General features: G+C 39.3%; 16 protein-coding genes. 8 read left to right on the top strand and 8 right to left on the bottom strand.

Annotated features, from left to right (window positions below; all coding sequences use genetic code 11):
• Position 1 precedes the first annotated feature (1 nt).
• The gene (locus ACULLH_RS13020) at positions 2-481 is read right to left on the bottom strand and encodes a hypothetical protein (protein WP_454089189.1); all 480 of its coding nucleotides are present in this window, start codon (positions 479-481) and stop codon (positions 2-4) included.
• A gap of 134 nt (positions 482-615) precedes the next feature.
• Complete coding sequence (locus tag ACULLH_RS13015; protein WP_454089188.1) at positions 616-1833, bottom strand: DUF418 domain-containing protein; 1218 nt, start codon at positions 1831-1833, stop codon at positions 616-618.
• A 136-nt stretch (positions 1834-1969) separates the two neighbouring features.
• Between ACULLH_RS13015 and ACULLH_RS13010 the strand changes: the two genes are divergently transcribed.
• Together ACULLH_RS13010 and ACULLH_RS13005 are read left to right on the top strand one after the other, a co-directional pair.
• Positions 1970-2845, top strand: a complete 876-nt coding sequence (locus ACULLH_RS13010; RefSeq protein ID WP_454089625.1) for an alpha/beta hydrolase — start codon at positions 1970-1972, stop codon at positions 2843-2845.
• Positions 2832-3629, top strand: coding sequence for an alpha/beta hydrolase (locus tag ACULLH_RS13005; RefSeq protein WP_454089187.1), 798 nt, complete (start codon positions 2832-2834; stop codon positions 3627-3629). The genes ACULLH_RS13010 and ACULLH_RS13005 overlap by 14 nt, the downstream gene beginning before the upstream one ends.
• On the opposite strand, the gene cysM is transcribed toward ACULLH_RS13005, so the two are convergent.
• Positions 3630-4514 carry a cysteine synthase CysM gene (cysM, locus tag ACULLH_RS13000; RefSeq protein WP_454089186.1) on the bottom strand — a complete coding sequence of 295 codons (885 nt, stop codon included), beginning with the start codon at positions 4512-4514 and terminating at the stop codon, positions 3630-3632. It lies immediately after the preceding gene.
• Positions 4507-5298, bottom strand: coding sequence for a serine O-acetyltransferase EpsC (gene epsC, locus ACULLH_RS12995; protein ID WP_454089185.1), 792 nt, complete (start codon positions 5296-5298; stop codon positions 4507-4509). Before epsC ends, cysM begins: the two co-directional genes overlap by 8 nt.
• A gap of 94 nt (positions 5299-5392) precedes the next feature.
• On the opposite strand from epsC, the gene ACULLH_RS12990 reads away from it, so the two are divergent.
• Positions 5393-6073, top strand: a complete 681-nt coding sequence (locus ACULLH_RS12990; RefSeq protein WP_454089184.1) for a DUF2461 domain-containing protein — start codon at positions 5393-5395, stop codon at positions 6071-6073.
• Here the strand turns inward: ACULLH_RS12990 and ACULLH_RS12985 are convergent.
• The gene (locus ACULLH_RS12985; protein ID WP_454089183.1) at positions 6065-6472 is read right to left on the bottom strand and encodes a glyoxalase; all 408 of its coding nucleotides are present in this window, start codon (positions 6470-6472) and stop codon (positions 6065-6067) included. The genes ACULLH_RS12990 and ACULLH_RS12985 overlap by 9 nt on opposite strands.
• A gap of 127 nt (positions 6473-6599) precedes the next feature.
• Here ACULLH_RS12985 and ACULLH_RS12980 point away from each other — a divergent pair, with 127 nt between their 5' ends.
• A complete protein-coding gene (locus ACULLH_RS12980; protein WP_454089182.1) occupies positions 6600-7499 on the top strand; it encodes a DUF72 domain-containing protein in 900 nt (299 codons plus the stop codon).
• On the opposite strand, the gene ACULLH_RS12975 is transcribed toward ACULLH_RS12980, so the two are convergent.
• Entirely contained in the window at positions 7496-8347 is an 852-nt protein-coding gene (locus ACULLH_RS12975) for a phosphatidylserine decarboxylase (protein ID WP_454089181.1), read from the bottom strand. The two genes, ACULLH_RS12980 and ACULLH_RS12975, sit on opposite strands and share 4 nt — an antisense overlap.
• Before the next feature lie 191 nt (positions 8348-8538).
• Here ACULLH_RS12975 and ACULLH_RS12970 point away from each other — a divergent pair, with 191 nt between their 5' ends.
• Complete coding sequence (locus tag ACULLH_RS12970) at positions 8539-8946, top strand: acyl-CoA thioesterase (protein ID WP_454089180.1); 408 nt, start codon at positions 8539-8541, stop codon at positions 8944-8946.
• On the opposite strand, the gene ACULLH_RS12965 is transcribed toward ACULLH_RS12970, so the two are convergent.
• On the bottom strand, positions 8943-10091 hold the full coding sequence (locus ACULLH_RS12965) for a dipeptidase (protein WP_454089179.1): 1149 nt from the start codon (positions 10089-10091) through the stop codon (positions 8943-8945). The genes ACULLH_RS12970 and ACULLH_RS12965 overlap by 4 nt on opposite strands.
• Before the next feature lie 67 nt (positions 10092-10158).
• On the opposite strand from ACULLH_RS12965, the gene ACULLH_RS12960 reads away from it, so the two are divergent.
• A complete protein-coding gene (locus ACULLH_RS12960; RefSeq protein WP_454089178.1) occupies positions 10159-11037 on the top strand; it encodes a hypothetical protein in 879 nt (292 codons plus the stop codon).
• 19 nt (positions 11038-11056) lie between these two features.
• Entirely contained in the window at positions 11057-11416 is a 360-nt protein-coding gene (locus ACULLH_RS12955; protein WP_454089177.1) for a hypothetical protein, read from the top strand.
• A gap of 434 nt (positions 11417-11850) precedes the next feature.
• Here the strand turns inward: ACULLH_RS12955 and ACULLH_RS12950 are convergent, their stop codons facing one another.
• Positions 11851-12717, bottom strand: a complete 867-nt coding sequence (locus ACULLH_RS12950; protein ID WP_454089176.1) for a sigma-70 family RNA polymerase sigma factor — start codon at positions 12715-12717, stop codon at positions 11851-11853.
• A 241-nt stretch (positions 12718-12958) separates the two neighbouring features.
• Here ACULLH_RS12950 and ACULLH_RS12945 point away from each other — a divergent pair, with 241 nt between their 5' ends.
• Positions 12959-14470 carry a DEAD/DEAH box helicase gene (locus ACULLH_RS12945; protein ID WP_454089175.1) on the top strand — a complete coding sequence of 504 codons (1512 nt, stop codon included), beginning with the start codon at positions 12959-12961 and terminating at the stop codon, positions 14468-14470.

The following is a 14470-nucleotide window of genomic DNA, read 5'->3' as shown; positions in this document are numbered from 1 at the left end:
TTTATTGCTGCCACACATTTAAATTGTCATTATAGTTTTCAAAGTTGTAAACTCCAACAAGCCGTTTTCTGTGCCAGAAAGACAAGAATGTTAATGCTGGCAAGAAGCTATATAAAACCAAAGTCAATATACTGATAGGTCGAAAAGCTCCAGGGAGTATATGCTCCTGAAATTCAGAAAATGAGTTCACCACAGTCACGCTGTCATATATTTTGAATGCATAGACAATCAAAATCACGTAAATCGCATATTCAAGATTGCGCATTTTTGGATCTGGAAGTTCTCCCTCTTTTATTTTGAACCAAATCACATAAAGGTAGAGTGTGTGAATGGCGGCCAAAACGGGAAAAATGTAGTTATCTGCCTTCAAAAAGTAAAACCTATCGGTATAGATGCCATAAAAGTTGAGGACGATCAAAACCGAAAGGATAAACAATGTAATAACATTGACTACTTTCCAATTGAATATTTTACGAAACATTCCCATTGAATTAAAGATTTGGGTTAATTATGATGTAAAGAAAAAGATTACATCACCCGTAATTAAAAAATTTCGATGAGAAGAAAGCTATTCTAGCCCATTGGAACGGAATTCAATTTAAAAAGATTGGTGCTCTACTTTTTAAGCGGGAAACTTTTAAAAAAAGTTGCACTACGCCAAAACCACTCCAAAGGACCATACCGGAATTTTTTTAGCCACCAGCTGCTAAAAAGCATTTGCAGCGCTATGATAACCAGAGCTAAACCAAACGTATATATGTTTCTCAATTCACCCAAGTATCCCATGCCCCAACCAAATAGAAGAAAAGTGCCCACTATGCTTTGAAAAAAGTAATTGGTCAAGGCCATTTTACCATAAGGTGCAAACTTGGAAAGCCATTTTTTCGGCAAAGCTCTTTTGTAAAGTATGACGAATAGACTTATTAGCAACATGGTCATGGAGATATTGTTTAAATCATAGGCTGTCAATCCTAGCATGGCGACCCAATTATCAAAAGTTACATTTTCTCCAAGGCTTCCAAAGGTTACGCCCATTAATACACCGGATACCACAAACCCCACCAAGGACCAAATCCAAGTTCTTTTTATCAGTTTTTTATTGTTTTCATAGGTCTTAAAAAAACCCATTCGACCTACAATCAGGCCCAGTAAAAAGAATCCGAAGGTAATATACCCTCTGCCAAAAATCCCCAATTGAAAGTTGAGTTTGTTTAAATGACTGTTGTAAGCATTGGCACTAAAAACATCGGATAGCGTACCCTCTTTAAGTGTATTGTAATAATCAAGTACGGCAGGATCATTTGGCTGCATTCCCATAGTACCAAACATATTTGCGCCTTCCGTGAATGCAAATACGGTAAAGCGACCCACCCCCAAGAAAATCAGCACAACAAGCATCAGTATCCATTTGGTGTCAACTCGGTAGAAGGGAAGCAATAAAATACCTAGCATTGCGTAAATGGTTAAAATGTCTCCTGCGTAAAACAGACTATGAACGTAACCTATAACCAACAATAGCATAAGCCTCCAAACAAAACGACCACCGAAATACTCTCCCTTTTGGGCTCCATTATCCATTTGGATAAAAAAGCTCAGGCCAAATAGAAAAGAAAATAGGGCAAAGAACTTACCGCGCAATAAAAATCCGATGAAACCGTCTACTATGTAATCCCCTACACCTTGGTGTACCGCTTCAGTGAATACCTCAGGTGCTGGAGCGCCGATATAGTTCTCAACCATATGAACGATTACAATACCTGCCAAAGAAAATCCCCTTAAGGCATCAACAATTTCAATTCGCTTGTTCGGAGTGTTTGTTTCTTGGTTTTGCATAATTGAGTGGTCAATTCAGTCATTAGACTGATTGATGTTCAGTATGTTACACTTTTCGTTAAAAACTTTTATTTGATTGATTCATCTAAAATCAGTTACAATGGATTTTTTTGTATTTTGTGTGAAAGCGCTGAACATGCAAGATTGGCTTTACATTCTGCTCCTAATATTTTCCGTATATATCTTAATTAGTGTCTTGCTTTATGTATTTCAGGACTTCTTCCTTTTCAAACCGGAAAAATTGCCAAAGGATTTTGAATTTCATTATGCCAATCAAGAAATAGAGGAATATAATGTGGAAACTAGGGATGGAGCTGTAATTAACGGGGTACGCTTTAAGGCCAAAACTCCAAAGGGAGTGGTGTTCTATCTGAAGGGAAATTCAAAAAGTATCAAAGGCTGGGGAAAGTTTGCCGTCGATTTTACGCGGCACGGATATGATGTAATCATGGTAGATTACCGAGGATTTGGCAAAAGCACAGGACGGAGGACCCAAAAGGCCGTTAAACGCGACATGCAGGTCATTTACAATAAGATTAAAGAAAAAGTAACCGAAAAATATATCATCCTATACGGACGTTCACTGGGTTCTGGCTTTGCAACCAAGTTGGCCTCTATGAACAACCCAAGGATGTTGATTTTGGACGCACCATACTATAGTTTGAGCAAGGTAGCCAAAAAGTATATCCCCTTTATGCCTTTATCTTTATTGATCAAATTTCCCATGCCAACCTACAAATGGCTTAAATATGTCAATTGCCCCATCCATATTATTCATGGGACGGATGATAGGTTGATTCCATATAAAACCAGTGTAAAACTATCCAAAATCAAACCGGAACTTACCAAACTATATACTGTGATCGGTGGTGGACACAAGAATTTGAACAACTTCGAATCATATCATAAAATGTTATCGGAGATAATTCATTCCCGTCCGCAAAAGGTCGATTTGGAAGGTTCAAGTATCAATGTAATCCATACCTCAAAGCGGGCCAATGCGAAAGCTTAAGCGGATAGTTCTCCTTGGTTTAACTTTTTTGACCCTATTCACAGCTATGTTCTATTTTCTCCAAGAAAAACTGATTTTTTTACCCACAACACTTCCATTGGATTACAATTATTCATTCGATGTGGATTTTGAGGAGGTTTTTATGGATACAGAAGATGGTGCCCGATTGAATGCACTTAACTTTCGAACTGAAAACCCTAAAGGGTTGATCCTTTACTTTCATGGCAATGCAGGGGACCTTTCCAGATGGGGAAAGATTGTTGAGCCCTTTACCGACCTGGGATATGAGGTTTTGGTGATGGACTATCGTAGCTATGGCAAAAGTAGTGGTGAGCTTAGCGAGGAGGCGCTTCATAAAGATGCACAGTTGTTTTATGATTACGCAAAGCAGAAATTTGATGAAAAAGAAATCGTAGTTTTTGGACGTTCTCTGGGAGCGAGCATAGCCACAAAAGTGGCCTCAAAAAACAACCCTAAAAAGCTCATTTTGGAAACCCCATTCTACAGTCTACTGGATGTGGCGAAAGAACGTTTTCCAATTTTACCATTGGGTTATATGTTAAAATACAAGTTCTCTTCTTTTGATTACATTCAGAATGTTACTGCACCAATTCGAATCTTTCATGGAACATCGGATAATGTAGTGTCGTATGAATCCGGTAAGAAGCTTTTTGATGTCATTCCACAGACAGATAAAAAATTATACACCATCGAAAATGGGGAGCATAATAATCTAGCTACTTTCGAATCCTATCAAACGGACCTTCAAAAGGAATTGGAATAACTACTCAAAAAGGTCAGACGATAAATACCTGTCACCACGATCACAGACTATGGAAACTATGGTTCCACTTTGTAAGGAACTGGCCAATCGTAATGCTACCGTTGCAGCCCCTCCGCTGCTAACACCTGCAAAAATGCCCTCCTCCTTGGCTAATCGTCTTGCCATATCTTCAGCTTCAATTTGACTGACCTCCATAACGGTATCCACTTTTTTTGGATTAAAGATTTTTGGCAAATATTCCTCTGGCCATTTTCGAATACCAGGTATCCTAGAGTCATCGGTGGGTTGGACCCCTACAATCTGGATGTCTGGATTCTGTTCCTTCAAAAAGGTGGAGGTACCCATTATAGTACCCGTGGTTCCCATACTCGAAACAAAATGGGTGATTTGTCCATCCGTATCCTTCCAAATTTCCGGTCCTGTAGTTTTTAAATGGGCCTGCCAGTTATCGTTATTGGCGAATTGGTTCAACATTTGGTATCCTTCATTTTGAACCTTGGCTTCGGCATAGTCCCGAGCACCTTCAATACCGATATCGGAAGAAGTTAGGGTAACCTTGGCTCCATAGGCTCTCATGGTTTGGACTCTTTCCTTTGTTGAGTTTTCAGGCATCACCAACTCAATGTCCAAGCCATATATACCGGCAATCATAGCCAGGGCAATACCAGTATTACCGCTTGTGGCCTCAATGAGTTTGCTATTGGTGTCAAAATCGCCCCGCTCCAATCCGCTTTTGATCATATTATAAGCCGGCCTATCCTTTACACTGCCGCCAGGATTGTGGCCTTCTAGCTTAAAATATAGTTTTACATTGGGGTTGGTGTTCAAAACCCGGGAGGCTACCATTGGGGTATTCCCGATAAGGTCTAGAATACTGTCAGACATTTGTAGGTGTTTTAATTTTTATTTCAGGAGTGTGGAACACTGTGGAATTTGCTGGTACCGACGAGGTCAACCAAGCGTTTCCCCCAATCACCGAGTTTTCTCCGATAACGGTCTCTCCTCCTAAAATTGTGGCATTGGCGTAAATGGTAACATTAGACATGATGGTAGGGTGCCTTTTGGTCTTCTGTAGACTTTTGGCAACATATAAAGCCCCTAGTGTAACACCTTGATACATTTTTACGTTGTCATGTATTACCGCAGTCTCACCAATAACCACGCCTGTGGCATGATCTATAAAAAATGATTTACCAATCTGGGCTCCAGGGTTGATATCCACACCGGTTTGGCGATGTGCATACTCGGTCATTAATCTTGGAATCAAGGGAAATCCTCGAATATAAAGTTCATGCGCCAATCGGTATATGGCTATGGCATAGAAACCAGGATAGGCCATATAGATTTCCTGCATGGAAAGTGAAGCCGGGTCACAGTTTAGGATAGCTTCAGCATCAAGATTTAATTTCTCCAGAATCTCCGGGAGCTTTGCCACATAATTTTCCCAAACCTTGCTACAAGGTCGCTTTAACTCCCAACAAGCCAAATCCACTAAGTGATTAAATTTTTCTTCTAGAACTTCCAAGTTTTCAGGCACTGGAGTGTTCACATCGAATAATGTATAAAAGAGGGTGTTGGTAAATTCCTCTGTTTCTTGTTTTAACCTATAGTCTAAATAGGGTTGTTTCTTATGCTTTATCAGTTCTGAGATGATTTTTTCCTTATCCATAATCTGAAATAAAGTTTAAAAATAGCCAAATCATTACCACTCCGATCTAGAATTGGCTAACTTTAGCTTAAAAATAACACATCATCCCTGAACTGTGAGTAATCCCGAAATAACTAAAGAGATATTTGGCTTTTTAAAGGACCTGGCCAACAATAATAACAAGGAATGGTTTGAGAAAAACAAACCTGTGTTCAAACAGCATGAAGCCCATGTAAAGTCGTTTTATTCGAGTTTACAGGAGCATTTGGATGTGCATGATGAAATTGAAAAGATGAAAATGTTTCGAATTTATCGGGATGTTAGATTCTCAAAAGATAAAACACCATATAAAACCCATTTCGCGGGTTCTTTTTCAAGATTGGGAGCTCGACTTCGAGGTGGTTATTACCTTCATTTGAAGCCCGGAGGAAGTTTTGTGGCCACCGGATTTTGGGCACCCGATAAGGAGGATTTATTTCGAATCCGCAAAGAGTTTGAAATGGATGCAACCGATTTTCGCAAGGTAATCCATGAGAAATCATTCAAGCAGATTTGGGGTGATTTAGAAGGGGAAGGAGTGAAGACAGCTCCAAAGGGATTTGACAAAGAACACCCTGATATTGATTTGATCAAAAGAAAGCAATTCATCTTTGTTCGCAACTTCTCGGACAGCCAAGTGCATTCCAAAGATTTCATAAAAGAGGTGGACAACTCTTTCAAAGCAATTAGGCCTTACTTTGATTTGATGAGCGATATTTTGACCACCAATCTAAATGGAGAGTCCCTATTAGACTAAAATCGCCGTTTCCAAAAGTTGCACTTGGTCCTTCAGACGTTCTATCACAATATTCATCATTCGTTTGTTGAGTGCAGACGAATTCTGGATATAAATCTGATATTCTTCAACCGTAAATTGACCTATGACCATTCCCTTAAGGGAATTTCTAAATTTGATGTCCTTCTGGATCGAGTTTTCGATATACTCCAACCGCTTTTCCAACGATAGATCATAAAATGCTCCCTTATGTTTTCGGATGTAATTTTTATACACCTCCAAGAGCAAGGGGTTCTGGAATTTGATAATTGGACGTAAAGTTTGGTTTTGAAAACGCTCGTCTGAGCTCATGTCATCATGCAAAATACTTTGCTTCAGCTCGGGTCGGATACCCTCTAGGTGATCGGATCTTGAATCCATATCGATAAGTTTCCCTTAAAATTACACAATCATTAAACGGACACAGATTTGAGTGGTTTTAGTTTTTAACGATGTTATGAACAGCCTGTAATTATTCATAACTTAGGCTCTTCCTAAAACAAGGCCCATGAAATTTGGAAAGGTTGAGAACCCAGAATTGATTGATTTCACCATACCACAGGACCATCCGGATACGGATGCAATCCTATCAAAAAACAAGTCCGACGGCAAACCGAATATCTATATTGGATGCGCAAAATGGAATAGACAGGATCTTAAAAACTTCTATCCGAGGGGTACCAAAGATGAGCTGGGGTATTATTCTTCCCAGTTTAATAGCATAGAACTTAATGCCACATTTTATCGTATTTTTCCGGCAGAGCAATATCAAAAATGGTATGACAAGACTCCGGAGGGATTTAAGTTCTTCCCTAAAATGACCCAAGATGTGAGTCATTTACGCCGACTAAACGACAAGGTGTATGAAATAGCAGATCGCTATGTGGAGGTTACTTCCAACCTAAAAGAAAAGTTGGGCACTATTTTTCTACAGATGCACAATAATTTTGGTCCGAAGAATTGGGATAGGGTAGTGCGTTTTGTGGAGTATTGGCCCAAAGAATTTCCCTTGGCCATTGAATTTAGACATACAGATTGGTTTAATGAAGAAAATGTTGCACAAGAACTTTACCACCTATTGGAGGAGAATAATATGGCCAATGTGTTGGTCGATACGGCTGGAAGGAGGGACTTAATGCATATGCGTTTGACCAATAATGAAGCTTTTGTGCGATATGTGGGCGCAAACCATAAATCGGATTACCCAAGGTTGGACGATTGGATAGAACACCTATCAAACTGGAAGGACAAAGGCCTTAAAAACATCCACTTTTTTGTGCATCAAAACTTGGAGCTTGAATCCCCTTTGCTTTCTGCTTATTTCATTGAAAAATTGAACAAAAAACTGGACGCCCAGCTTATGGTGCCCAATACCTTGGTAAAAGCAAAGCCAAATACGTTGTTTTAATAAGGAACTCCGACTTCGACAAAGGTATTTTTTGTATGGTGTTTCGGAGCAATGGGTGCCGCCATACAACAGGTGGAGCCCAGATAGAAAAGGGAAATCTCTTGAAGCTTTGAAACCCTGCTACCTTCATGTATATTGTCGCATAGTGCGATGGTTCCCACCGCCGGCCCACCTACAATGGACAAATACCATGTCTTTCCGAGCTCGTCCACAATATCAATATTATAGCGTTCATTTCTGAAAGCAGGTAGCGATGGATTCTCTTTATAGATCCAAGGACGGAGTACGACCAAATCACCCGGAACATGTTGAATTCTGGTTATTGTACCATCAATGGGAGAGTGAATACGATGGTAGTTTTTGTTATGGAGAAACACATTGGTAAATGTATAATCTTTGGGAATTTGTTTATCACCCACACCAAACACGGCAGCAACCGTTCGGATATCCGATTTTATACAAACAAGACGTAGGTTGTCAATGGACTCCTCGTCGCACAACAACCCTTCACATGGCCATACATATGGACTTTTAGCCTTTGGAAGCGATTTGAACTCCCTGATAAAAAAGTCTTGAAAGCACTCAAAATTGTCCTTCCCATTCGGAGGTTTGAATTTATCCAAATAGTTTTTGTCTGAATAATTTAGACGGACATACGGCTCAATTATGCTTTTGGAAATTGGCTTGTTATAAAAAGAACTGTACCAGCTGGAAATGGTTCGTTGCAGATTACTGGGGACATTCCCCCAAATATCCACGGATAGAAACTTGTAGAGCTTAGCACGCCATTTAGGAACTTGAAAAACGGTAAAACTTGGGTCGGAGTAATAATTGGAAACGGCTTCCATGATTGTTCGCTGATTTAGATTGATAGCTGAATTTATGACGATGCAATCTGATACCCCAACGAATTAAGAAAAGTTTATTTTTTGATTAACAAAATTTATAAAATGGGAATCTTTCTGTTAAAAGTCAATAAGCTATTGATACTTTATTCCAAAAGGCTAAATTTTGTTGAAAGAAATTCAGAACACCACCTATGCGATTCCACACAAGAAAATGGGTAAAACCGGAAGATTTAAATGCAAATGGAACCTTATTTGGAGGTAAACTTTTAGCATGGATTGATGAGGAAGCAGCGCTTTACAGCATTATCCAGCTCGAAAGTAAAAAAGTGGTCACCAAATACATGTCGGAAATAAACTTCATGAGCAGTGCCGAAAAAGGGGATATTGTTGAAATCGGTATTGAGGTTGTAAAATTTGGTGTTACCTCAATTACCCTGAATTGCGAAGTAAGAAATAAAATGACCCAAGAAAGCATTGTAACCGTGGACCATATCATTATGGTGAACCTAGATGAAATGGGAAATCCTACGCCTCATGGAAAAACCAAGGTTGAGTTTGTCAAGGACAGACTTGAGGAACGCAAAAAGAATGGAGTCTAGGATTCAGAAGCTATTTGCTGTACCTCATCCAGGACTCTTAGCAGATTCTCTCCCCAAAGTTTAGCAATTTCTTCTTCTGAGTATCCGCGTTTTACCAGCTCTAGGGTAACATTAAAAGTTTCAGAAGCGTCTCGCCAGCCATCGATACCGCCTCCGCCGTCAAAATCAGAGCTAATGCCAACATGGTCAATACCAATTAGTTCTACCATATAATCAATATGGTCCACAAAATCTGCAACGTTAACGGGTTCAGGGATTTCAGCATCGGTTATGCTGTCTTTTTCCACACTTTTGAGGTATGCTTTATGTTTTTCGTGTTTCTCTTTGTTCAGATAGGCGCTAAAAGCGACCGTTTGGACAACTCCACCATTTTTCTTAAGGGCCAGAAGTTGTTCGTCATCCATGTTTCTGCTGTGATCACACAGTGCCCTAGCAGAAGAATGGGAAGCAATAATCGGCGCCTCGGAAAGTGCTAACATTTGCATGATGGATGCTTTGGAAGGATGCGAGATATCAATCATAATTCCTAACCTATTCATCTCTTTTACAGCCTCTTTGCCAAGCTCACTTAAACCATTATGCAACCATATATCATCGCTTTCACCAGTGTTGGAATCACAAAATTGACTGTGATTATTATGGGAAAGGGAAATGTAACGTGCTCCTCTTTCGTGATATTCTTCAAACTTAGATAGGTCATCACCGATTGGATAGGCATTTTCAACACCGATCATGGCTACTTTTTTGCCGGAAGCTACAATACGTCTCACATCTTCCGAATTCAGTGCCAATTCAATTTGGTCCGGAGCGTATTGCTCGCATAGTCTATGGATGGCTTCAAATTTGGAGATGGCGTTATCGGACGCTTTTGTATATCCCCCAGCATTAAGGGAATCTTGTTTTGTATAAACAATTAACCATGCCACATCTAACTCTCCAGCTGCCATTTTCGGCAAATTGATCTGGGTGTCGAGGTTTTGGGTGTAGTTAATGCTGTCGGTAAAATTTTTCACGTTGATGTCATCATGGGTATCAATCGTAATAACATTTTGATGGATTCGCTTAGCTTTTTCCTCCAAGGTTTCTGCTTTTTTTACGCATGAAAATAGCAACAGGCTGCCCAGTAAAATAGGTAAATGCTTCATGACGGTTGCTTTACACATACAAATAAAGCAATTTGACAACAAAATTATGGGACTATAGAACAATAAATTGGAAACCCCCTGTCAAATCCACACTTTTAAATTCTACAATAAAATTGATTTGGAAAGTTTGGGAACAAGGGAATTACTTGCGTATTTAGAAAAATTGGAAATTGGGCTAAGTAGCTTTTCATATGAAGAGCTTGGCACTGCAGAGGCTGGAAAACTCAAAAAATCTTTTGACGAGTTCAAGAATGGACTGGAAGATAAGGTATTTGGAGTTCCAGAAATGGATCAACTTGAGGTTATTTATGAGCAAGTTGGTATTCAAAGCCCGAATAAATCAAGAGAAGGAGGTGCTGACAGCAACAAACAGACCAAGCCAAGCGAATCAGACCTGTTTGTTTCATTGCTCTCAATGTTGGAGAACACAGATTTGACACCTAAACAACGCGAGATTACCAAAGCGTTGACCACCGTAGGTCAACGTATTGCTGAATTCAATAAAGACAAGGGTGCCAGTAGGGCAAGTAAGGCTGACCAAACACACACCAACACACAGCGAATAGAAAGAAACTTGCAGTCTTTTTTGCAAACGGACAAGGTCAACTTAAAACCTGTACTAACAGAATGTATGGGACAAATGGAACTTTTGGAAGAACTTATCCGATTGTACAAGCAGAACATTTTAGAGTTTATTGGCAGTGTAAAAGTGCATTTGCAGACCAAAAACTTTAGGGGTGTCGATTTTGCCTGTCAAAAAATACAGCCTTGCTTAAGAATGATGAAAACCGTAAGTTTATTGGAAATCACGGAACAAATGATTACCGTATGCAAAACGGACAATGATCTTAAATACTTAAATTTTCTTTACAACCAATTCTTGGTTGAGTTTCCAAAGGTTGATGAATTGGTTGATTTTGAAATAGAAGTACTGCGCAATATGTAAAAACCAAACCTGACATAGCATGAAAGATAATAGTCTTCCTGATTACCATCAGAGCATCTTTCATCAGTTGTTTGAACACGCTTCTGACCGAGATTGCAAACTAATTTTACTGGACCAAATTTTAGAATTTGGCGACAAAAAAGAAATTCCGTTGTTATTGGAATTGGAAAAAAGCCTTGACCCCAAACTAAGCCAGAAAGCTACTAGGGTCAAGGAACACTTATTACACAGATTCAACAAGTCCAAACGGGAAGAAAAAAAGCTTCTACCCATGAGCTTGTGTTTTTTGTATGAAGAATTCAACATCAGGCCTTCCAATTTCAATCCAAACACAGGTATCGATTTTGATATTACCCCTGATATCTATGAAATGGAATAAGCTCCAAAACTGAAGGATTTATCCTACGAAATCTGATTTTATGGGTTTCACAACTTGAATGCTCTGTTTCACCACAAATTATTGTTAAAGCATAATCTTTCTGTTAGGTTTACGTTATAAGTACAACCCAAATAATAAACTGCCTGTACTATGTTATACGATACCTATGGAGAAGAATATTTAGCATTTCTTCAAGAGTTGAACGAAATATTGAGCTCAAACGAACTTGTAGAGTTGGATTACCTATAGTCTAAGCCCCAAACTATATCCCATGAAAAATCAAAATCAAGAAAACACGGCATATTTAAACTTCATTCAAGATTTAAATAACATTTTGACAGATTTTAATATCAGTCAATTGAGCCGTCCATGATCGTTTAAAGTGAAATCGTAAAAAAGGGATGTCAAAGGCATCCCTTTTTTATTTGAATTAGCTATCCTCCCAAATACGATTTCAGGATTTTACTTTTTGAAGTATGTCTTAATTTTCTAATTGCTTTTTCTCTTATCTGCCGCACCCGCTCCCTGGTTAAATCGAAAGTACTTCCTATTTCTTCCAGCGTCATGGATTGTTGATCTCCGATGCCGTAATACAGTCGGACCACATCTGCTTCCCTAGGTGATAAGGTTTCCAGAGCCCTGTTTATTTCGGTATTTAGCGATTGATGCATTAAATCTCTATCTGGTTTGGGAGATTCTGCGGAATTTAACACATCATACAAACTGGATGTTTCCCCTTCTTTCAAAGGAGCATCCATGGAAACATGTCTGCCGGTATTCTTTAACGATTGTTTTACCTCATCCACCGTCATGTCAAGTTCCTTGGCAATTTCCTCCGCAGATGGCGGCCGTTCGTGGGCCTGTTCCAAATACGAAAAAGTCTTTTTGATCTTATTGATCGAACCAATTTTGTTCAATGGTAACCTTACCACTCTGGATTGTTCGGCCAAAGCTTGAAGAATAGACTGCCGTATCCACCACACGGCGTAGGAAATAAACTTGAATCCCCGGGTTTCGTCAAAACGTCTAGCGGCTTTGACCAAACCAACGTTGCCTTCATTGATAAGATCGGGCAATGTCAATCCTTGGTTCTGATACTGCTTTGCAACCGATACAACGAACCTCAAATTGGCATTGGTCAGTTTTTCCAGCGCAATCTGGTCACCATCCCTAATGCGTTGTGCCAATTCAACCTCTTCTTGAGCAGTGATCAAATCGATCTTGCTAATATCTTGAAGGTATTTATCGAGGGATTTGGATTCGCGATTGGTTACTTGCTTGATAATTTTTAGCTGCCGCATGGAAATATTCTGTTACAGGTGGTTATAGCTTACATAATACATCATAAAAGATAATTTTCCAAACGGCTTTTCAGATTGTTATCAAAATGTTATCAGCAAATCCAAAATGTTGTATTTGAGTTAAAAGTTAGCAGTTGTTGATAGTAGGTTGATAGAAATAAAAATCCTATATCTATCCATAGGATAAAAACGCCTAATTTTGTAAGGTTTGTTAGTTTCCAACATTTAACCCATTATTTCATTGGAAGTAGAAAAAGCTGTAAGCCGGAAAACATTATACGATTACCAACATGAGGATTTAAAGAAGATCTTCAAACATATCAATGAGCTTCCACAAGGAACCAACATCCTTTACCAGCTTCCTACAGGTGGGGGCAAAACCGTGGTCTTTTCAGAAATTACACGAAAGTACATCCAAGAGACCGGTAAAAAGGTCATTGTACTCACCCATAGAATTGAATTGAGCTTGCAGACTTCCAAAATGTTGCATGGTTTTGGAGTGAGCAACAAGATTATCAATAGTGAGGTAAAGGAACTCCATGACCAAGATGAATATACCTGCTTTGTGGCCATGGTGGAAACCTTGAACAATAGACTTCAAGAGGAAAAAGTGACCATTAACAACATTGGATTGGTCATTATAGATGAAGCACACTACAATTCCTTCAGGAAATTGTTCAAATACTTTGAAAATTCGACCATACTGGGCGTTACGGCTACACCATTGAGCTCTAACATTAAGCTGCCCATGAAGGATCACTATAAGCATTTGATTATAGGGGAGTCCATAAAATCATTGATTGAAAAACGCTTTTTGGCCAAGGCCAACCTTTACAACTACGATGTAAGTCTAAGGACGCTCAAACTTGGCATAAATGGGGATTACACGGTAAAATCGTCAGATGAGTTCTACGGTAACCATAGTATGTTGGGGAAACTGCTTTCTTCTTATGAAGAGATAGCCAAGGGTACCAAAACGTTGATCTTTAATAATGGAATCAGCACTTCGCTCTATGTTTACGAAACTTTTAAAAAGGCGGGTTATGAAATTAGGCATTTAGACAATAAGAATAACGCCACCGAACGACGTGAAATACTGGATTGGTTTGCCAGCACGCCCAATGCTATCCTAACCTCGGTCAGTATCCTTACCACAGGTTTTGACGAACCTAGTGTTCAGACCATTATTCTAAATAGGGCTACAAGGTCGTTGACACTGTATTTCCAGATGATTGGTCGTGGGTCGCGCGTGCTGGAACAAAAGGATGAATTCAGCGTAATTGACCTTGGGAACAATATTGCCCGGTTTGGGCCTTGGGATGCTCCCGTGGACTGGCAAGAGATTTTTCATTTTCCTGATTTTTATCTGGAGAACATCAAAAATGATGAGGATATTGAACGGGAGTTTGTTTATGAAATGCCAGAAGCGCTCAAAGCTAAATTCAGCAAGTCGGAAAACATAAGTTTCGACATAAAAGAAGAGTATAAAAAGGTGTTTGCTAAAGGAGGGAAGTCAAAACAAGTGCTCGAAATGAGCATTGAACAGCATGCCCAAATATGTGTTGAGAACAGCGAAGATGTTTTTGATGCCCGAATTTTGGCCAAGGAATTGAGGGAAGAAATCGCTTATCGTGTTCGACAGTATTCCTACTGCATAATGAACAATACCAAAAACTACAAAGAGTGGCTCGAAGAAGATTATGAGCGTAAATTACGCTCCAGTATCTCTAAAAAGTTCGCTGCACTAATGTAG

The organism is Flagellimonas sp. 2504JD4-2, from assembly GCF_053642935.1.
The sequence above is the reverse complement of the archived record's forward strand: the minus strand, read 5'-3'. Positions and strand labels throughout refer to the sequence as shown.

Excerpts from the sequence above, each read along its gene's own strand:
- ACULLH_RS12975 (WP_454089181.1), bottom strand. The coding sequence starts at position 8,347 with ATGGAAGCCGTTTCCAATTATTACTCCGACCCAAGTTTTACCGTTTTT.
- epsC (WP_454089185.1), bottom strand. The coding sequence starts at position 5,298 with ATGGATAAGGAAAAAATCATCTCAGAACTGATAAAGCATAAGAAACAA.
- ACULLH_RS12955 (WP_454089177.1), top strand. The coding sequence starts at position 11,057 with ATGAAAGATAATAGTCTTCCTGATTACCATCAGAGCATCTTTCATCAG.
- ACULLH_RS12950 (WP_454089176.1), bottom strand. The coding sequence starts at position 12,717 with ATGCGGCAGCTAAAAATTATCAAGCAAGTAACCAATCGCGAATCCAAA.
- ACULLH_RS12980 (WP_454089182.1), top strand. The coding sequence starts at position 6,600 with ATGAAATTTGGAAAGGTTGAGAACCCAGAATTGATTGATTTCACCATA.
- ACULLH_RS12985 (WP_454089183.1), bottom strand. The coding sequence starts at position 6,472 with ATGGATTCAAGATCCGATCACCTAGAGGGTATCCGACCCGAGCTGAAG.
- ACULLH_RS13005 (WP_454089187.1), top strand. The coding sequence starts at position 2,832 with ATGCGAAAGCTTAAGCGGATAGTTCTCCTTGGTTTAACTTTTTTGACC.
- cysM (WP_454089186.1), bottom strand. The coding sequence starts at position 4,514 with ATGTCTGACAGTATTCTAGACCTTATCGGGAATACCCCAATGGTAGCC.
- ACULLH_RS12970 (WP_454089180.1), top strand. The coding sequence starts at position 8,539 with ATGCGATTCCACACAAGAAAATGGGTAAAACCGGAAGATTTAAATGCA.
- ACULLH_RS13010 (WP_454089625.1), top strand. The coding sequence starts at position 1,970 with ATGCAAGATTGGCTTTACATTCTGCTCCTAATATTTTCCGTATATATC.
- ACULLH_RS12965 (WP_454089179.1), bottom strand. The coding sequence starts at position 10,091 with ATGAAGCATTTACCTATTTTACTGGGCAGCCTGTTGCTATTTTCATGC.
- ACULLH_RS13020 (WP_454089189.1), bottom strand. The coding sequence starts at position 481 with ATGTTTCGTAAAATATTCAATTGGAAAGTAGTCAATGTTATTACATTG.
- ACULLH_RS13015 (WP_454089188.1), bottom strand. The coding sequence starts at position 1,833 with ATGCAAAACCAAGAAACAAACACTCCGAACAAGCGAATTGAAATTGTT.